The following is an 18,052-nucleotide window of genomic DNA, read 5'->3' on the forward strand; positions in this document are numbered from 1 at the left end:
CCAAGCTACGGGTGGCTGTAGCGATTCGCGCAGTGGTGCACGCCGAGGGCGCGGCACGCATCACGCACTTGTCGTGATGGGCCTTGCTGATGAAGTGATAGCGCCGCACCGTGCGCGCCGGTTGCGACAACCCGCGCGACGCGGAGCATCCGTCAGGCCGAGCACACGCTGCCTGACCATCTAGGCCGCCGCATCTTCCGCAGCACGCCCCCTGCGCAATGCCGCTTCCGCAACGGCCACACCGGGCGGGTTGAGATAGCAGGTGCGCCAGCGCAGGTAGCCCCACTGCCAGTAGTACTCGCGCCCTGTCAGCTGCAGGGCGTCGTCATAATTCTCGGGGTACTTGCGCCATGCCGTCAGTTCCTCCAGCTCCTGCACCGACATCGCCAACGGCATCCGCGGCTGGAACAGTTGCCCAGCCCGTTGCATGCGCTCCCGCTCCTGCCGGTGGGCCCGCTCCATCGCGTCCAACTCCTGCATCCGCTGCCGATAGGTATCACGTTCGCGCTGCTGCACGTGCAGCCACTCGTCATCGTCCAGGCCGAACGGCTTGAACCAGGCCCGCGAGTCGTGCACGTAGCCATCCAGAAACGTTGCCACGGGTTCTGGCGGCACCTGCCGCGATGCCCATATCTGCTCGATATGACCATCCAGCCATTGCTGCTCCTTCTGGCCGCGCAGCGTCGCCTGCACGAAGTCCGTTGCCGGAATGCTCTTGTAGGGCGGCAACGCGAGCATGCCGTGGTGCGGCGTGCTTACCGGTGCATTACGGATGCGCTGTGTCGCGTTGTTGTAGCGCATCCCGCTCACTTCCATTGCCAGCTCGGTGTTTCCGCCGCGCAGATCCGCACGGTCCTGTGCCGACGCCCTCTGGAAGGCGGGCAGGCTGGCGAAATCATCCAGATGCTGGCGCCGCCACAACAGGTACTGGCGATAGTGCGCGTACATCAGCACCGCCGTGCGATTGGCCTTGGACGCGGGATTCGTGCCCGGCAGGAATGGCGCCATCGTCTGCAGATAGGCGTTGTAGTGCTGGCGCAAGGCGGGAGAGACCTCGAACTGGCGCTGCAACTCCACGCGTGCCTTTGCGATAGGCAACAGTGGCACACCTGCCGCCAAGGCGTGCCTGTACATGTCGCACAGCGGAATCTGCGAGAGCTTGTCTGCGTCATTCGGCGAACGCCCCTGTTCGCCCGGTGCATACCCACCACCTACGTCCGAATGCACCCCAGGGTAGATGATCTGTTCGCAGTTCGTGCCATCCACCAGGTCCACCGGGAATGAACCGCGTACTTCATGTGCGGCCACCATGTGCACGCAGCGGCGTACATCAGCGGGAATACGCAGGTCTTCGGCTGCCGCCCAGCCGCCGTGGCCGTCGAACACCGATTCAAAGAAGCTCTGCGCGGCACCCACCGAAGCGACCGTATCGAACAGGCCCATGAAATCGATCTGCACGGGAATGCCACACAGGCGCAGGGGACCCGGCCCCGGATCGCAGGCATCACCCAGCCAGTTGCAGAATACGCGTGCCTCTGCCGCGCCCCGCGAGAAGCCGAAGATCGACAGGCGGATGCGGTCCACGCGTGGATTCTGGGCCTGGAACGGGGCCACCTTCTTCGCCAGGAACGCCCGTCGCTCCTGCAATACCGCCCGGCGCGCCGCGTGATCGGCGCGGGTCAGATGGGTACCACGCACCCGCTGCAGCGCACCGACCATGTTCCAGAAGCCACCGCTGAGCGAGTTGCGCAGATCGAGCTCCTTCTCGCCTTGGTTCACAGCCAGATAGTTGGACAGAGGCATTCGTGCTGCCTGAGCCAAGCGCTCCACGTCCTGAAGGCTCAGGCGGAGATCGGCACTCATCTTCCGCGCGACGGGAACGGTGGAGTCGAAGCCCATTGCTTTGGTGACGGTAATACCTGTGAAATGATCGAGGAGGTGGTCCTGGACCTGCATCAGCATCCAGTTCACCCGGCCCTCGCCACCCCAGCCTGCTGCCGCCCCGGCTCGGGCGTGCCATCCGGTGCCGGTGTCGCCGACTTCTTTCAGCGCTTCCGTGCCTACGCCTTGGATGTAGCTGGAGAACTTTTTTCTACGTTGTCCCTCACGGCGCAATTGGTCAGCATCATAGACATCAAAAAGCCGCGACACGTTGCTGTCACTCTTGTCCCCGCGTCTTTTGGAGGCCAGCCTGTGGTTACGAGTCCCATCAAAGAAGCAGCCTACTGACACGTCCACACCGCAGTCGGATCCAGATTCCGACAATGAGGCTGCGTATCGCGCCGCTTCAACGGAGCTCAGTCGCGTCGGATGCTCTGTCGTCGTAGTAGATACCCTTACCCTCACTATTTCGCCTCCTCGCCTGCAGTGGCTTCCAGAAATTTCCTGATCCTTTCTGGATCACCATGTCCGTCGCCGAAGTCGATGTCGTAAGCGAAGCCCGGATATCCTGGGGAGTAGGGAGTGGCCACCACCCGCACCTGGTCATCCGGGAAGTACATGAAATAGATGAAGCCATCCAAAAATGGGGCATAGCGCGGCACAGGAACTTCCTTTTCCACGTAGCTACTCGGATCTTTCAGAAACATGCTGCTTGTTCGATAAGCCACGCTGACCTTCAGGCCCGGATGCCAAAGACGAGGAAGCGTCACACAACACGTGCGCCCGTTACTGCTGGCCTTCGGCTGAATACCTCCACCCCACGCATCATTAATGAAAACAGCACCCAGCCCTTCATCCGAGTAGTTAGCGATACCAATTTTCAAATGCATTTCTGCAGGAGCACCGGTGATGTCGTGGCCAGTATCAGGCTCAATAATGACTGGCTTCGTGGGATCCGGAGGCGTCGGCCCGATGCTGAAGTCCATGAACTTGAGCACGACACCCGCCAGGGCCAGCAGTGCAAGGCCGATCAGCGCAAGCCTCGTCAACAACTTAGTCACGACCTTCATTTGGTCTGAATGCGTCATTCAGCAGTGTCCCCGCTCATGGCGCCTGCCGTGACCATCGAGTACCGATTCAAAGAAGCTCTGGGCGGCACCCACCGAAGCGACCGTATCGAACAGGCCCATGAAATCGATCTGCACGGGAATGCCACACAGGCGCAGGGGACCCCGCCCCGGATCGCAGGCATCACCCAGCCAGTTGCAGAATACGCGTGCCTCTGCCGCGCCCCGCGAGAAGCCGAAGATCGACAGGCGGATGCGGTCCACGCGTGGATTCTGGGCCTGGAACGCGGCCACCTTCTTCGCCAGAAACGCCCGTCGCTCCTGCAATACCGCCCGGCGCGCCGCGTGATCGGCGCGGGCCAGATGGGTACCACGCACCCGCTGCAGCGCACCGACCATGTTCCAGAAGCCGCCGCTGAGCGAGTTGCGCAGATCGAGTTCCTTCTCGCCTTGGTTCACAGCCAGATAGTTGGACAGCGGCATTCGTGCTGCCTGAGCCAAGCGCTCCACATCCTGAAGGCTCAGGCGGAGATCGGCACTCATCTTCCGCGCGACGGGGACAGGAGAATCAAAGCCCATGGCGGAGGTGACGGTGGTCTCGGCGAAATGGGTCAAGAGATGGTCCTGGACCTGCATCAGCATCCAGTTCACCCGACCCTCGCCGCCCCAGCCGGCTGCCGCGCCGGCGCGCGCGTGCCAGCCTGTGCCGGTGTCGCCGACTTCTTTCAGCGCCTCCGTGCCTACGCCTTGGATGTAGCTCGCGAAGCGGGTGGCACGCTTATCGGAATTTGAACCTTGATCGCGGTCAAAGACATCAAAGAGTCGTGAGATGTTTGATTCCGTCTTATCTTGCCGACGAAGGGAGTTCAGCCTGTGGTTTCGCGTTCCATCGAAAAAGCAACCAAGAAAGAGATCAGTACCACAATCTGAGGATGACCCCGCACTTGCTCCAGCGTTGCGAGCGGCTTCGCGATCATTCAATTCGGTCATATTGTCAGAAGCTGGAGAAGATGCCGCCACTCTCATTCATCCACCTCCTTGGGCAAAGTTTCCAACAGGAACTGCGAGACCCTCTCTTCGTCGCGCTCACGGCTAGCGAACTCTATGTCGTATTGGAACTTCGGAACACCAGGAAAATACGGTGTCGCTACCACTCTCACCTGGTCATCCGGGAAGTACATGAAGTAGATGAAGCCATCCAGGAAGGGCTTGTAGGGCGCCACAGGGACGTCCCTTTCCACGTAGCTTGTGGGATCTTTCAAGAACATGCTGCTGGTGCGGTAGGCCACGGTAACCTTGAGCCCCGGATGCCAGAGCCGGGGCAACGTCACACAGCAAGTGGCAGCATTGCCACTCGATCGCGGCTCCATCCCCCCTGCCCAGGCATCGTTGACGTAGACCCTACCCAACCCATCATCCGAGTAGTTGGCCACACCAATCATCAGATGCATTTCCGATGGCGCATTGGTGATGTCATGGCCAGAAGCGAAATCAATAATGATCGGCTTCGAAGGGTCCAGTGGCGTCGGCCCGATGCTGAAGTCCATGAACTTGAGCACGACACCTGCCAGGGCCAGCAGTGCAAGGCAGATCAGGGCAAGCCTCGTCAACAATTTCGTCACGACCTTCATTTGGTCAGGGGGTGTCATTCAATTGGGTCCCAGGTTGTGGCCGCACAGCGGGGTATGATCCTTTCGCAGTCCGCAGCATCCACCAGACTCGCCGGGAATGAGCCGCACTTCATGCGCCCCCACCGTAGGCACGCAACGGCGTACAACCGCAGACAGCAGCACCCTCCATCCTGATCGAGGGCTCATGCGTCCTCTCCGGCAGAGCGCGCATCCCACGCGGTAACGGCCTTGACCGTCATCCGGTGTGCCAGCGCCAGATGGTCGATACCGCGCCGCGCCAAGCGCGCAAGCACGACTTCCGCACAACGATGTACATGTGAAGGCATCATGTCGTCCGGTCGCAGTGATGGCCGCTGCAGCACGAAGCGGGCGATGGCATCGGCCTGGCTCTGCCGGCGTAGTGCCGCTTCCTGTACGGCGGTGAACATCAAGGGGCTGGCATCGATAGCGAACAGTGGTCCCCCGGCGCCTGCCACGCGCATCCAGCCTCCTGTACGGGTGGGCAGATACCAGTCCTGCAGTCCGGCCAGCACACGTCTGCGTTGATCTCCATCCAATGCTTCAAGCAGGACGGCTGCCGCTCTCCCGTCAGCCCAACGCAGCAGCCAGGGCTCTCCCACGCTGGACTCGGCTTCCCAGATGCGTCGCAGGTGGTGGATCAGCGCCCCCGGTTCGGCTGTAGTACGCAGGACAGACAGCATTGGCGCACCAAGGCTCAGGCCCAACAGCGCCTGCCAGCACCGCTCGCGTGCGCGGGCATCATCGGGAAGGGTGAGCAGGCAGGGCGACAAGCGGTCCAGGCCCTCGCCCGCGTAGCGATGCTTGAACAGTGGCTGGATGCTGACTGACAGCGCGTGCAGCGATTCGCAGGCAGTCGGCGCGAATGCCCTGTCCACTAGAACATGTGCAGGCAGGGCGTTTGCCGTCTCTTCGTCAGTGCCCTGCCACGGCAGCCCGGTGTGCTGCCATGGGTCAATCCAGGCAGGCTCAACCATTCTTCAAGGACCATGGCAATCCGGCCTGCATCGCCTTCTGCAGGCACTCCACACAGATCGTCTGCGGGAACTGCGGCAGGGGAAACAGTTCCTGCGCCGGACCGACGAAGGTCCGCCGGCCCGCCCTGAAGGTCAGCGTACCCGGGCACGTCACCCGCAGATGTCCATCAGTCAGCGTGATCGCGGCACCCTCCGCAGTGGCGATGTGCAGGGCGCGACCGGCCGCCAGCTGCACCTCGCCCTGGCCGCTTGTCGCCCGCAGACGGGCCCGTGACTGCAGAAGCACCGCGTCGGCCTGGGCCTGCAGGTCAAGCTGTTGTTCGCCGGCCACTACGCTCAAACCCGTCTGATCCGCGCGGTGCGCCGCACCGGCCAATACACCGATGGCCTGGCGTCCCTGCCAGCGGGCATGGCCGACGACGATGGCCGCGGAGCTGCCGCCACTGGCCAACAGCGTGCAGTCCCGAACTCCCATCTGAAACGCCTGACCGGCCACCTGGCAGATGCCAGTCGGTGCCGACAGGCCCAGCACGGGCGACCGTGTGACGGGGACCTGCTCACCGGCGGTGCTGATGCTCCGCGACGCTGCCACGCTGTCGGCCAGAACCTGCAACACCGATGAGCCGCTGGCCTGCCGGACACAACCGCGCAGTCGTATCGTCTGGTGCCGCCGCGCTGCGTCATCAAACGTCTGTCCCAGCACCAGGGTCTGCCGCAGCAGCGCAACCGGTGCCATCCGCAGACCCGCGGGATCACTGGCAGTTCGCGCCGTGCTGTCCAGCCACAGACCTGCCGTGGCACGTACCGATCCCCATGCGTCGCTACGCAGCTCGTATCCGTTTCCGCGCAGGCTGCCGCGAAAGTTGTGCTGCTGGTGACGCAACTGGCCCAAACTGAGGGAACTGTGGCGCTGGGTGGTACCCAGCCTGACCTGCAGCTGGTTGTCGCTGTCATCGAATTCGAGGCTGCTGCCCCCCTGGCCGTCCCAGCTCTGCGAACTGATGCCCCAGATTGCACCCGCGTTGCGCTGGGCGCATTCGCCGGCGCCAGCGGCATGCCAACGTGGCGCCTGACCACCGGCCAGATTGTTCTGGGCGCTGGTGGCCGCATCACTGGCCAGTGCCAAGGCATCCGGACGCGATTCCCCGCGACCGTTGTAGAGCGCACCGACCACGAGGGGCCTGCGGATGTCTCCGTTGATGAAGTCCACCACTACCTCCTGACCCACGCGCGGCAGGAACTGGCTGCCAACGCCAGGACCGGCGAAGCGCTGGGCGACACGCAGCCATCCACTTTCCGCCCTGCCATCGGTGGCGAAGCCAAACCGCACACGGATGCGTCCTGCGCTGTCCATGTGCAACGGTGCGCCGTCATCGCCGCCCACTACGGTGGCCAACTGTGGTCCAGGCGCGGTGGGACGATAATCCGGGTCCTCCAACCGACGTCGCCACCGCTGCTCAAGCGGGATGGCCTGGAACCGGTTTGCGTACCCCAGTGCCTGCGCGCGTGCTGCTGGCACGGTATCGGGCAGCGTGCAGGCCGGCAGGTCCTGCTGTAGTTCGGCCACCGACGGCAGCAGATTGACTCCGGCATGGTTCACTGCCGTAAGCAACAGCGCGGGCGCCGCTCTCTGACCCGGCACCGGCAGCACCTCGAATGCCTCGCCCGGCTCGAAGTCCGGCTCGGTCCCCTCGCCCGTCCAGCGCCGTTGGTCGCACAGTGCCGCTTCAGCCTCCCGCATCACCTCGGCCAGTGCTTCACGTGTGGTCTGCCACGCCGCGTGGCGTGCTGGCGAGTAGTCTTCCAAAGGACCATCCGCCGCGTCACGCACGGGCAGGCTTGCCGATATCACACGGAGCGCATCGTCATTGTCCGTCACGCGTGTCATTCGGGTTGGCACCACCCTGCGGGACTCATGCAGGAACGCGATGCCCGGGCTGTCCACCACCCGCTGCGTCCGGTGCACCCGCCGAAGACCCGGGAGGACGCTGCATTGCGTACTGTCGCCAATGATCATCAGCGTATGTCCACCCGGCGCCTCAGGCCGTGCTCGAATGCACCAGCCCAGTCCTTCCTCGGCCATCAGCTGCTGCAGGAACGCCATGTCCGACTGGCGATACTGCACGCGATACCCCCGGCACCGCCGGTCCAGCGTACTCGGGCTTCCAGCGTGCCAGCACCAGTGTGCAAGGGGTGCGTGTTCCGAAAGCACGGTATCGATGATGCTGGCGACGTCCTCATCCTGGAATACTCGACTGTGGCGACTGTCGTGCAGCCAGGCTGTCCAGTCCGCCAGATGGACGCGGTAACGCACCAGACTGCCAACACAGGCCACACGTTCAACGCTGCGGATCAGTCCGACGCGGACGACCTCTCCTCCATCCGGAAGGCGGGTGGTGATGCTTGCGGGCCGCGTCAACCAGTCGTCCAGATCCTGTTCGTGTTCGTCACCCAACAGGTCGATCTGGCAGCGCAACTCCCCAGACAACGACTCGTGCCCATGCCATCGCTCGACAATCAGCCGCGTGGCGGTTGGCCCGCAGAACCGATGGACACGCGAAGACGCTTCGCATGCGGCAGTGAATGACGATGATCGATGATGCATGACAGCTCCCTCGGCAGGCATGACCTGCGATGACGTTTGCTGCGCCTGGCACTGGCCGCGAGCTGACCCGCCGGGCACGTGCCCGGCGTTGCAGAATCGTCGTTGCGGCGTCCCCGGCCATCACTGCAATGTGGCTGTCCCCCTGATTCTCTCGGCCTGCAGCTGCTGCTGCACGTGACACGTCAGTTCCCGCGCGGCCAGAATCAGGCCTTCCATCGCGCCCGGTGGCAGCACGTTCTGCTGGCCGCCCCGCGTGCGCGCGATGTGCGCGGCGTACATCACCCGGGTCAGGGTGCCGAGACCTTCGACGGCGCGCCTGAGATCGGCAGGCTGCACTGCGTCGGCGCTGACACCGCCGGCGTCGATTGGCGTCTGCTGGGCCGGCATATGGCCGTCGCAGCGGGACAGTACGTCCTCGACGCGCTGGGCGACGTCCGGAGACAACTGGCTGATCGAGTCACCGACCAGTTGATGCAGGTTGGGGTAGCGGATGCGATGCGACATGGCGATGCTCCTGGCAGCCGGCAGAGTGCGCGGACTGGCATCTTGGCCATCTGCACGTCCGGCAATCAGGAGGTAAAAGCGTCAACTGCCTGATGACTACCCGGAACCGTGAGATCGGACACGCAGCGGAAGCGGCAGAGCGTGCGCGCGCCGGGTGTCTGGCCGTGCAGAACAGATGCGTTCATGCCGTTAGCGACAGCGACGCCCTGGAAGAGGCGTCCCTGCAGGGCCGGGCCCTGCTCGGCAGGCAAAGGATCTGCTACAGCGGCCTGGGCGAGAACGTCAGCGTTGCGATCACGCCGCGCTCGCCCCCGGGGCGCACGCTGACCTGCCAGCCGTACAGGTCGCAGAGGCGGCTGACGATCGACAGGCCGATGCCGCCGCCCTGCGAGTGGCCCGCGTGCGTACCGCGGTAACCGCGCTGGAACAGCTTGGCCGCATCTTCCTCGCTCAGGCCCGGACCACTGTCGGTGACCGAGACCGAGTTGGCCCCTACGTGCACGCGGACTTCGCCATCCTGCGAGTACTTCACCGCGTTGCCGATGAGGTTGCCCAGGGCCACCGAAAGCGCGGCCTCGGGCGCGTCGATCACCAGGTTGCGCTCGCCCTCCAGCGCCAGTTCCAGGGGTTTGCCACCGAGCTGCGCACGGTGCGCGTCCAGCAGCTGCTCGGCCACGCGGGCAACATTGCTGGTGCCCTGCCCCCGCTCGTTCCGCGACAGCAGCAGCAAAGCGCCGATCAGATCACTGCACTGCTGCTCGGCACGCTGGATGCGCTGCAGGCGCTGCAGCACCTTTTCATCCAGGCCGGGACGGGTCAGCAGCAGCTCGGTGGCGCCGCGGATCACCGCCAGCGGCGTGCGCAGTTCGTGGCTGACGTCCGCATTGAACTCACGGTCGCGCTGCACCACTTCGGTCAATCGCGAGGAGTAGTCGTCCAGCGCCTGGGCCAGCTGGCCCACTTCGTCGTCGGGGAAGCGCGGCGCCAGCGGCTCAGGCTCGCTGGTGCCGCCCCGGTAGGCGCGCAGGCGGGCCGCCAGGTCCGATACCGGCTTCATCACCTTCGAGGCCGACCACCAGCCCAGCACCAGCGACAGCAGGCTGAACACCAGCACCGACAGCACCAGTGCGCGGTTGAGCTGCTTGCCACCGCGCATGCTGTCGGTCATGTCATAGGCGAGGAAGAACCAAGCGTCGGGCGTTTTTCGCACGGCCAGCTTGTAGGAATAGGGCTCTCCGTGTTCATCGCCACTGACGCTGTGGATGCCATCGGCAAAGCCCGCCCATTGCGCGCGCTCTTCGCGCACCCGGTCGAACTTGTCCTTGGAATACGCGTACGCCCGGATCTGCAGCACCGGCGCATCCGGGTTGTGCCCGGGATGCTCGTAATAGCGCCGCGCATACTCGTCGATGTTGCGGTTCATCAGCTCCTCCACCAGCTGGTTCTCCACGCGCAGGCGTGCCCAGTTGGTAGCGAACGCGAACAGTGTTGTCAGGCAGAAGCCCAACAACACGAATGACACGATGATTCGACTGCGCAGGCGGCGCCGATACGGCGTGCGCCGGCGCTCCCCCTTGGTTGCCACGGGATCAGCTTTCCGGGGTGGCGATGCGGTATCCGATGCCATGGCGGGTCTGGATCAGCGGCACTTCGAACGGCTTGTCGACCACGGCACGCAGACCGTGGATATGGACGCGCAGCGAATCCGAGTCGGGCAGTTCCTCGCCCCACACGCGGGTTTCCAGTTCCTGGCGGGTGACCACGGCCGGCGCCGCTTCCATCAGCGCCTGCAGGATTTTCAGTGCGGTCGGGTTGAGCTGCAGCAGCTTGCCCTGGCGGCGCACTTCCAGCGTGTCCAGGTTGTACTCCAGGTCGCCGGTTTCCAGCACGCGGGTCTGCACCCCCTTGCCACGTCGGGACAGCGCGTTCAAACGCACTTCCACTTCCTGCAGCGCGAACGGCTTGATCAGGTAGTCGTCCGCACCGGAATCAAAACCCGCCAGCTTGTTGTCCAGCGAGTCACGAGCGGTCAGCATCAGCACCGGGGTCTGCTTGCGCGCTTCGTTGCGAAGCTTGCGGCAGACCTCGATTCCGTCCATTCCCGGCAGGTTGAGATCCAGCACGATCGCGTCGAACTCGTGCACTACGGCCAGATGCAGTCCGGTCACGCCATCGGCGGCGAAGTCCACGGTGTGGCCCCGGTCCTCGAGGTAGTCGCCCAGATTGGCCGCAATGTCGCTGTTGTCTTCGATTACCAGGATTCTCACTGTCACCTCTAGTTGACGAATTTTCCGACGCGCTGGGCCTGGCCCATATCACGCTGTGCCTTGTCCTTCTGCCGGGCGCGCTCGGCGACAGTCATGCACTGCGTCGTGTGCCGGTTCGAACCCGTGGCTTTCTCACGTTGGCATATTAGACGACTATCTTCACGTGACTGTGTCAAAACCGTGTTCACGACCTGCTGGTCGTTGATGACATCGGTTCGTACCCGTTCAGGCATCAGATCCCGGTTCGGGTACTGCTCCACGGCAGCGCGCAGGCGCACCAGCGCTTCGCGGACCCGGCTGCGGTCGGCCATCGTCAGCTCGCTGTAGGTCTCGCCGTCGTTGAGTTCGACTTCGATGCGCTCGAGCTGCTGCTGCAGCGGCTTGCCGGAGGCAAAGACCTCGCCGCCCTGCTTGGATGCGGAGGCGGTGGCGGCCAGGGCCAATCCGGAGAACAGGAGCGCAGGCAAAAGGAGGGACTTCATGGCAAACGGATCCTTGTCTGAGTTGAGAGCCGACTGTATTCGCACCACCTTCACGCCAGCAAGTGCCACGCGTGGGGGCGGCGGACGGCCTACCGGTTGCTGGCAGGGTTGAGATTGTTGAACGTGCGCTGGTCATTGATCAGCGCCTTGCCCTTTTCTTCGATGCGGCGACGTTCGGCGACAGTGAGGCAACGGCCCTTGGGCATGTTGCTGCCGGTGGTGCGCTGGTAGGTACAGACCTGGCGGCTGTCGTCGTGCGCGCGGGCGAGCAGCTGGTTGACCCGCTCCTGGTCGTTGAACACCTGCGCCTGTACCTGCGGCGGCAGCTCATCGACCCGCTGCCGGTCCCCCATGCGCTGGGTGATGCGGGCCAGCGCCTGCTGGATCTGGCTGCGGTCATCGGCGCTCAGTTCGGCGTACTCCGGCGCCTGCAGCGCCTTCTCGACCTGTTGGACCTGGCCGGCAACCGGAGCCTGGCGATCCATCTGCAGGGCGCTCTTCTCTGTCTTGGCGACAGCAGCGCCCGACAGGCACAGCACCAACGCGATCATCGTGACGCGATACATCGCCTACCTCCCGGTCCATCGGAACGAAGGCCCAACTCTACGAGCGCCCCTGGGCCGCCACAAGTGGCGCGTGGCCTACGGACGCGCATAAAAAAGGCCCAGGCGGTGCACCCGCCTGGGCCTGAAGTCGTATCCCGATACCGATCCTGCTGAGAGGCAGAGCTGCGGTTCGCTGAAGCCTACGCCCGCACCGATTAAAGGCATGTTAAAGCAGCGTCTCGCCGCCCAAAGAGAATCTCAACTTACTGAAAAATCAGGATTTTTTCAGCTTCTCGACGTGCTCGATGATGCGCATGGCCACGTCCACCCCGCAGGCTGCCTCGATGCCTTCCAGGCCCGGGGTCGAGTTGACCTCCAGCACCAGCGGGCCCCGCTGCGAGCGGATCAGGTCGACGCCGCAGACCGACAACCCCAGTGCCTTGGCCGAGCGCACCGCGACCTGCTGTTCGGCGCGGCTGGCCTTGGCCGCCACGGCGGTGCCGCCGGCGTGCAGGTTGGAGCGGAAGTCGCCTTCCGGTGCCTGCCGCTGCATCGAGGCCACCACCTGGTCGCCGACCACGAAACAGCGCAGATCGGCCCCCTTGGCCTCACCGATGAACTCCTGCATGAGGAAGTTGGCATACAGGCCACGCAGCGCCTCGACGATCCCGCGCGAGGCACTGGCCTTTTCGGTCAGGATCACGCCGCGCCCCTGCGTTCCCTCGTTGAGCTTCACCACATGCGGCGGCGGCCCCAGCATCGACAGCAGATCGACGGTGTCATCGGGGTTGTCGCCGAACACCGTGACAGGCATGTCGATGCCTTTGGCCGCCAGCAGCTGATGCGCGCGCAGCTTGTCGCGCGAGCGCAGGATCGCGTCGGACGGATTGGGCGTACGCGCGCCCATCAGCTCGAACTGGCGCAGGACCGCAGTGCCATATCGCGTGATCGACGCACCGATGCGCGGAATGACCATGTCCACACCGGTCATCGGCCGCCCTTTGTAGTGCATCGAGAATCCGTCGGCAGCGATGCGCATGTAGCAGCGCAGCGGATCGAGGATGCGCACCGTGTGGCCGCGCGCACGCCCCGCTTCGACCAGCCGGCGGGTGGAATACAGGGAGCTGTTGCGGGACAGGATGGCGAGCTTCATCGCGGCGGGATCGATCGGCAGGCGCGCAGCATAGCGCGGCCGTGTGGCGGGCGGATGATGCCGCGTGGTTGCCGGAACAGGGCGCCACAGTCCAGCCAGCAACAGCCCGACACCGATGCCGTCGGGCTGCGGCTGCCGCGTTTTATCGGCCCGTATTGATCCGTGCAACGACCTCCCGCACCCTCTTGGTGTAGGCCGCCACAAGCTGCCTGGACTGCTCCGGCGTGACCGCCTTGCCGACGTGGCCAGGCTGTGCGGCATAGTCCCGCTGGAAATCGCACATTTCCACGGATACCGCGCTGCTGACGTCGTCCTGCGCAACGGAGGGCGCACCGGTACTGCCATCCGCATTGACGTTGATCATGAACGCGCGGTCGCCCGTGTAGCCGCCGAAGCTGTTCTTCGCGTTGACCATCCCGCAGACAATCGTACCGTCGAACATCGCAAACGCCTGACGGATGACGATCTTTGCCGAGTCAGGATCCTTCAGCGCCCGACGGACCCCCGCCTCCGCTATGGCCCGATCAGCCTCGACCTTCTGTTTTCTTGCATCTTCTTCGGTCGGCGTGCACGCCGCCGCAATACCCATCAACGCAACCGCAAGAATCCGATTCCGCATCCCCCCCCCCTGCCACTGGCTTGAATGTTGCCGCACTTTACCGGCTTATCGCCCCGCCAGACCATCGGCAAGCACGGGAAGCGCCCACGCTTCACCGACTCACAGAGCCGGCAGGCACAGAAAGATGCAAAAGGGGAAACATCCAGGTTCGCGGCCGATCCGGAAAACACACGCATCGTTGCGGAAGATGGAGCGGGCGATGGGAATCGAACCCACGTCAGTAGCTTGGGAAGCTACAGCTCTACCATTGAGCTACGCCCGCGTCGCGTGGTGAAAGTCTATGCGGTCGGGCCGGTGTTGCGCAATGGTGGCCACCGCATGCGCCGGGCATGGCCCGACGCTGCCATGCAGCCTTCCCAGGCCCTTGCGGGGCCTGGGAAGGTGCGTTCGTCAGAAACTGCCGCTGAAGCTGGCAAACAGCGTCGCGTCACGTGCACGCTTCTGCGCGGTGGAGGTGCTCAGGCCGATGTTGCTCTGCAGCCCGAACAGCTCCGTGCGGGCGCCCAGCACCACGGTGGCGTAGTCCTTGTCGAACTTCAGGCCCGGCACGCGGTAGCTGCCCAGCTCCGGCAGGGACTGCAGCCAGGCGCTGGCCTGCTTGGTGTCTTCGAACTCGTGATCGTAGGTGGCCTGCACGTAGGGCTTGAAGGTGCCGCCATCGAAGCGCGCCTGCCAGCCGATGCGACCGACAGTGGAGTCCAGCTCCTGGTTGTTGTAACCCAGCGCAGTGGCCAGCGTGCCGGCGTCGGCGCTCTCGGTATAGCCGTCGATCTTCACCTTCTGCCAGATCACGGCAGCCACCGGACCGTGGCGGAAGCCGCCCTCGGTGCCGAACTCGTACCCCGCATTGATGGCGGCGGTGAGATTGCTGCCATCTGCCGAACCGCCATGCTCACGGGTGGCCGGACCCAGCTGCACCTTGCGGGTCACGTCGTAGTCGAGCCAGCTGTAGCTGACCTGCCCGTTGACCCAGGCACGCTCGCCGTACCAGCCAGCGAACAGGCCCAGCGTGGTGTCGGACTGGGTGAAATCGCCGCGGCTGTTGCCGAAATCGGCATCCATGCGTCCATAGCCACCGAAGCCGCCAAAGACCATGCCGTCACGCGACCAGTCGACACCGAACAGGCCGGCCGGCGCCAGGCCGTCGTAGAGATCGGCGTGGTCATAACGCTGCATGTCGCCGCGCACACCGCCCCACCACGACAGGCCGTCAGCCGGACGACCGCCCAGATGCATGCCGACCTGGTCGGCGCGCGAACGGCCGATGGTCTGCGCCGAATGGCTGAGCACCTGCTGCAGGCGCGGGCCTTCCAGCACGGATACCGCGTACTGGCCCAGCAGTGCATGGCCTGCCGTGGTCGGATGCACGCCGTCGGCGAACAGGTAGGTCTTCGCGGCATCCGGGCTGACGTAGGACGTCGGGTTGCAGCCGATGATGCTCTGCGTCGAATTGGCCGGGTCGATGGTGCAGGCCGTGCTGGTGACGTTGGTGAAACCGTACATGGCCGGATTGGCGGCCACTTCACTGAGCACCGTGAAGGTATCCAACGGGATGAATTCGATGCCCGCCTGCTTCAGCCCGCCATACAGGGCGTTGTTGTAGCCGGCCGACAGCGCGGTGGCGGCGGCGGCATTGGGGCCACGGAAGGACGGCGTCAGGCCGACGTTGGGCAGGTTCGGCACCAGCACGTACTGGGCGCCCGCCTGCTTCAGCGCGCCGACCAGGGCGATCTGGTCGGTGACGGCCGCGCCGATGATGGCCTGCGCCTGTGCCGGCGCCGCAGCGGCCGCGAACAGGTCGTTGGCGCCGCCCCAGACGGTGTACAGGGCATTGGCATCGGCTTTGCCGCCATTCGCGGCAAGGTAGCGGGTGAGTTGCGTCTTCAGCGACGGAATGGGCCCCAGGGCACCAGTGACCTCCACCGACACGCGCGCACCGCCGGCGGCATAGTTGTCGCCGTTCTGGCCGTTGCCGTTGGGCGTACCGTTCAGGCCGTAGTAGTTGGCGACCTGCTGCGACCAGACCCAGCCCGGATTGGTGGTGAACTGGCCGGTGACCTGCTGTGTTGCCGGGGGCAGCAGCGGCCGGAAATAGCCCGCGTCGGTCAGGCTGTCGCCGAAGAACACCGCGTGCGAGTAAGGGGATTCGCCTGCCATGGCCGGAACCGCGGCCAGTGCGATCGCGGCCGCCATCAGGGAGCGGATCGGGCGTTTGCTGAGCAGCATGTAAAGAACTCCTGTGGGGACGTCATTGAGGATCCGGCGTGCGTACGCCGGCGCACGGTGAATGGTTTCACCGCACCGACGATTGCTCACGCTGCGCCGCCGCATGAATTGCCGCGCAGCCCGCCAATCGCAGGCTGCGCCGATGCGGGCGCCGTGCGGAGGAACGGATGGTTTCCGTCCTGACGGGCCATACGCGACAATGCCGCCATGAACATCCAGCTCAACGGCGAACCCCGCACCCTGCACGCTTCGGCAACCCTCCATGACCTGCTCGAGGCCGAGCAGCTGCTGCAGCGCCGGGTGGCGGTCGAGGTCAATGGCGAGATCGTCAGCCGCAGCCGCCATGGCGAGCATCGCCTTGCCGAAGGTGATGTGGTGGAGATCGTGCACGCCCTGGGTGGGGGTTGAGGCACGACGCCCACGCTGCGCGCTCGCCGGGCATGGCCCGGCGCTGCCCCTGCACCTGCCTCCCGGCGGCATCGAAGTGACGACCCCATCTTCAGGCGGATAAGCGATAATCGCGCCATGAACGTTCATGTCTCCCCCGATTCGCTGGTGATCGCCGGCAAGACCTACGGCTCGCGGCTGCTCACCGGCACCGGCAAGTTCAAGGATCTGGAAGAAACCCGCCTGGCCACCGAGGCCGCTGGCGCCCAGATCGTCACCGTGGCCATCCGCCGCACCAACATCGGGCAGAACCCCGGCGAGCCGAACCTGCTGGACGTGCTGCCGCCGGAGCGCTTCACCATCCTGCCCAACACCGCCGGCTGCTACACCGCCGAAGACGCGGTGCGCACGTGCCGCCTGGCCCGTGAACTGCTGGACGGCCACAACCTGACCAAGCTGGAAGTGCTGGGCGACCAGAAGACCCTGTACCCGGACGTGATGCAGACCCTCAAGGCCGCCGAACAGCTGGTCAAGGATGGCTTCGAGGTCATGGTCTACACCTCCGACGACCCGATCCTGGCCAAGCGCCTGGAAGAGATCGGCTGCGCTGCGGTGATGCCGCTGGCCGCGCCGATCGGTTCGGGCCTGGGCATCCAGAACAAGTACAACCTGCTGCAGATCATCGAAGACGCCCGGGTGCCGATCATCGTCGATGCCGGCGTCGGTACGGCATCGGATGCGGCGATCGCGATGGAGCTGGGCTGCGATGGCGTGCTCATGAACACGGCCATTGCCGGCGCGCGCAGCCCGGTGCTGATGGCCAGCGCGATGCGCAAGGCGGTCGAAGCCGGCCGTGAGGCGTTCCTGGCCGGGCGCATCCCGCGCAAGCGCTACGCCAGCGCGTCGTCGCCGGTGGATGGGTTGATCGGCTGATGACCAATCCTTTCGACAGCGCTGGGTCCAAGGCCCCGCCCAAGCCGTTCACCGTCAGCGAGGGGCGCCGCGAGGTGCGCAGTTTCGTGCTGCGCCAGGGCCGCTTCACGCCTGCCCAGCAGCGCGCGTTCGACGAACGCTGGCCGCGCTTCGGCCTGGATTACAGCGGCCAGCCGCGCGACCTGGACGCCACCTTCGGTCGCCCGGCGCACAAGGTGCTGGAGATCGGCTTCGGCAACGGCGCTGCACTGCGCTTTGCTGCCCAGCATGACCCGTCGCGCGACTACATCGGCATCGAAGTGCACGCGCCCGGTGTCGGCCGCCTGCTGAACGCCCTGGCCGACGACAACGCCGACCACGTGCGCCTGTACCACCATGACGCGGTGGAAGTACTGCAGAACGAGATCGCCGATGGCGCGCTCGATGAAGTGCGCATCTACTTCCCGGACCCGTGGCACAAGAAGCGCCACAACAAGCGCCGCCTGCTGCAGCCGGCCTTCGCAGAGCTGCTGGTGCGCAAGCTGCGTGCGGGCGGCCGCCTGCACTGCGCCACCGACTGGGAAGACTACGCCGAACAGATGTGGGACGTGCTCGATGCGACCGCCGGCCTGGTCAACCGGGCCGGTCCGCGGGGCAGCGTGCCGCGCCCGGAATGGCGGCCGCAGACCCACTTCGAGACCCGCGGCCAGAAGCTCGGCCATGGCGTCTGGGACCTGTTGTACGACCGCACCTGACGATCGCCCGAGGACGCCGCGCC

17 protein-coding genes and 1 tRNA gene are annotated in these 18,052 nt (G+C 64.9%); 3 read left to right on the forward strand and 15 right to left on the reverse strand.

What is annotated here, in order from left to right; genetic code table 11:
• Positions 1–180 precede the first annotated feature (180 nt).
• The 15 genes from IMX13_RS13115 to IMX13_RS13185 all read right to left on the reverse strand — a co-directional run bounded on the left by IMX13_RS13115 (position 181) and on the right by IMX13_RS13185 (position 15,942).
• Positions 181–2,238 (reverse strand): DUF2235 domain-containing protein, encoded by a 2,058-nt coding sequence (locus tag IMX13_RS13115; protein ID WP_193396501.1) that lies wholly within the window; start codon positions 2,236–2,238, stop codon positions 181–183.
• Positions 2,239–2,345: 107 nt separating this feature from the next.
• Positions 2,346–2,951 carry a DUF3304 domain-containing protein gene (locus IMX13_RS13120; RefSeq protein WP_193396502.1) on the reverse strand — a complete coding sequence of 202 codons (606 nt, stop codon included), beginning with the start codon at positions 2,949–2,951 and terminating at the stop codon, positions 2,346–2,348.
• Positions 2,952–2,969: 18 nt separating this feature from the next.
• Complete coding sequence (locus tag IMX13_RS13125) at positions 2,970–3,938, reverse strand: DUF2235 domain-containing protein (RefSeq protein WP_193396503.1); 969 nt, start codon at positions 3,936–3,938, stop codon at positions 2,970–2,972.
• A gap of 32 nt (positions 3,939–3,970) precedes the next feature.
• Positions 3,971–4,579 carry a DUF3304 domain-containing protein gene (locus IMX13_RS13130; RefSeq protein WP_193396504.1) on the reverse strand — a complete coding sequence of 203 codons (609 nt, stop codon included), beginning with the start codon at positions 4,577–4,579 and terminating at the stop codon, positions 3,971–3,973.
• A 182-nt stretch (positions 4,580–4,761) separates the two neighbouring features.
• Positions 4,762–5,475, reverse strand: a complete 714-nt coding sequence (locus IMX13_RS13135) for a DUF4123 domain-containing protein (RefSeq protein ID WP_193396505.1) — start codon at positions 5,473–5,475, stop codon at positions 4,762–4,764.
• 91 nt (positions 5,476–5,566) lie between these two features.
• Positions 5,567–8,200, reverse strand: a complete 2,634-nt coding sequence (gene tssI / locus IMX13_RS13140; protein WP_319637191.1) for a type VI secretion system tip protein TssI/VgrG — start codon at positions 8,198–8,200, stop codon at positions 5,567–5,569.
• 99 nt (positions 8,201–8,299) lie between these two features.
• Positions 8,300–8,683 carry a hypothetical protein gene (locus IMX13_RS13145; RefSeq protein WP_193396507.1) on the reverse strand — a complete coding sequence of 128 codons (384 nt, stop codon included), beginning with the start codon at positions 8,681–8,683 and terminating at the stop codon, positions 8,300–8,302.
• Positions 8,684–8,942: 259 nt separating this feature from the next.
• Positions 8,943–10,310, reverse strand: coding sequence for a HAMP domain-containing sensor histidine kinase (locus IMX13_RS13150; protein ID WP_065181651.1), 1,368 nt, complete (start codon positions 10,308–10,310; stop codon positions 8,943–8,945).
• Positions 10,273–10,950: a response regulator transcription factor gene (locus IMX13_RS13155; RefSeq protein WP_053517044.1), complete on the reverse strand. Its 678-nt coding sequence runs from the start codon at positions 10,948–10,950 to the stop codon at positions 10,273–10,275. Before IMX13_RS13155 ends, IMX13_RS13150 begins: the two co-directional genes overlap by 38 nt.
• 8 nt (positions 10,951–10,958) lie before the next feature.
• Positions 10,959–11,432, reverse strand: coding sequence for a hypothetical protein (locus IMX13_RS13160; protein ID WP_065175768.1), 474 nt, complete (start codon positions 11,430–11,432; stop codon positions 10,959–10,961).
• Between the two features lie 89 nt (positions 11,433–11,521).
• A complete protein-coding gene (locus IMX13_RS13165; RefSeq protein WP_065175767.1) occupies positions 11,522–11,998 on the reverse strand; it encodes a hypothetical protein in 477 nt (158 codons plus the stop codon).
• A 253-nt stretch (positions 11,999–12,251) separates the two neighbouring features.
• Entirely contained in the window at positions 12,252–13,130 is an 879-nt protein-coding gene (rimK, locus tag IMX13_RS13170) for a 30S ribosomal protein S6--L-glutamate ligase (protein ID WP_065181793.1), read from the reverse strand.
• 142 nt (positions 13,131–13,272) lie between these two features.
• Positions 13,273–13,719 carry a hypothetical protein gene (locus tag IMX13_RS13175; RefSeq protein ID WP_193396508.1) on the reverse strand — a complete coding sequence of 149 codons (447 nt, stop codon included), beginning with the start codon at positions 13,717–13,719 and terminating at the stop codon, positions 13,273–13,275.
• Between the two features lie 218 nt (positions 13,720–13,937).
• Positions 13,938–14,011, reverse strand: a tRNA-Gly gene (locus IMX13_RS13180).
• A 128-nt stretch (positions 14,012–14,139) separates the two neighbouring features.
• Complete coding sequence (locus IMX13_RS13185; protein ID WP_180875532.1) at positions 14,140–15,942, reverse strand: autotransporter domain-containing protein; 1,803 nt, start codon at positions 15,940–15,942, stop codon at positions 14,140–14,142.
• A gap of 240 nt (positions 15,943–16,182) precedes the next feature.
• Between IMX13_RS13185 and thiS the strand changes: the two genes are divergently transcribed.
• From thiS to trmB, 3 genes are all read left to right on the forward strand, one after another.
• On the forward strand, positions 16,183–16,383 hold the full coding sequence (gene thiS / locus IMX13_RS13190; protein ID WP_053517056.1) for a sulfur carrier protein ThiS: 201 nt from the start codon (positions 16,183–16,185) through the stop codon (positions 16,381–16,383).
• 117 nt (positions 16,384–16,500) lie between these two features.
• On the forward strand, positions 16,501–17,295 hold the full coding sequence (locus tag IMX13_RS13195) for a thiazole synthase (protein WP_053517058.1): 795 nt from the start codon (positions 16,501–16,503) through the stop codon (positions 17,293–17,295).
• The gene (trmB, locus tag IMX13_RS13200) at positions 17,295–18,029 is read left to right on the forward strand and encodes a tRNA (guanosine(46)-N7)-methyltransferase TrmB (protein ID WP_053517060.1); all 735 of its coding nucleotides are present in this window, start codon (positions 17,295–17,297) and stop codon (positions 18,027–18,029) included. The genes IMX13_RS13195 and trmB overlap by 1 nt, the downstream gene beginning before the upstream one ends.
• Positions 18,030–18,052: the final 23 nt, after the last annotated feature.

This window comes from Stenotrophomonas sp. B2 (assembly GCF_014947095.1).
GTDB lineage: Bacteria > Pseudomonadota > Gammaproteobacteria > Xanthomonadales > Xanthomonadaceae > Stenotrophomonas > Stenotrophomonas maltophilia_P.

Bases quoted from the DNA above. Each gene is read 5' to 3' on its own strand.
- IMX13_RS13145 (WP_193396507.1), bottom strand. From the start codon at position 8,683: ATGTCGCATCGCATCCGCTACCCCAACCTGCATCAACTGGTCGGTGAC.
- IMX13_RS13160 (WP_065175768.1), bottom strand. From the start codon at position 11,432: ATGAAGTCCCTCCTTTTGCCTGCGCTCCTGTTCTCCGGATTGGCCCTG.
- thiS (WP_053517056.1), top strand. From the start codon at position 16,183: ATGAACATCCAGCTCAACGGCGAACCCCGCACCCTGCACGCTTCGGCA.
- IMX13_RS13175 (WP_193396508.1), bottom strand. From the start codon at position 13,719: ATGGGTATTGCGGCGGCGTGCACGCCGACCGAAGAAGATGCAAGAAAA.
- IMX13_RS13130 (WP_193396504.1), bottom strand. From the start codon at position 4,579: ATGAAGGTCGTGACGAAATTGTTGACGAGGCTTGCCCTGATCTGCCTT.
- IMX13_RS13150 (WP_065181651.1), bottom strand. From the start codon at position 10,310: ATGGCATCGGATACCGCATCGCCACCCCGGAAAGCTGATCCCGTGGCA.
- IMX13_RS13120 (WP_193396502.1), bottom strand. From the start codon at position 2,951: ATGAAGGTCGTGACTAAGTTGTTGACGAGGCTTGCGCTGATCGGCCTT.
- trmB (WP_053517060.1), top strand. From the start codon at position 17,295: ATGACCAATCCTTTCGACAGCGCTGGGTCCAAGGCCCCGCCCAAGCCG.
- IMX13_RS13125 (WP_193396503.1), bottom strand. From the start codon at position 3,938: ATGACCGAATTGAATGATCGCGAAGCCGCTCGCAACGCTGGAGCAAGT.
- tssI (WP_319637191.1), bottom strand. From the start codon at position 8,200: ATGCCTGCCGAGGGAGCTGTCATGCATCATCGATCATCGTCATTCACT.
- IMX13_RS13195 (WP_053517058.1), top strand. From the start codon at position 16,501: ATGAACGTTCATGTCTCCCCCGATTCGCTGGTGATCGCCGGCAAGACC.
- IMX13_RS13165 (WP_065175767.1), bottom strand. From the start codon at position 11,998: ATGTATCGCGTCACGATGATCGCGTTGGTGCTGTGCCTGTCGGGCGCT.
- rimK (WP_065181793.1), bottom strand. From the start codon at position 13,130: ATGAAGCTCGCCATCCTGTCCCGCAACAGCTCCCTGTATTCCACCCGC.
- IMX13_RS13185 (WP_180875532.1), bottom strand. From the start codon at position 15,942: ATGGCGGCCGCGATCGCACTGGCCGCGGTTCCGGCCATGGCAGGCGAA.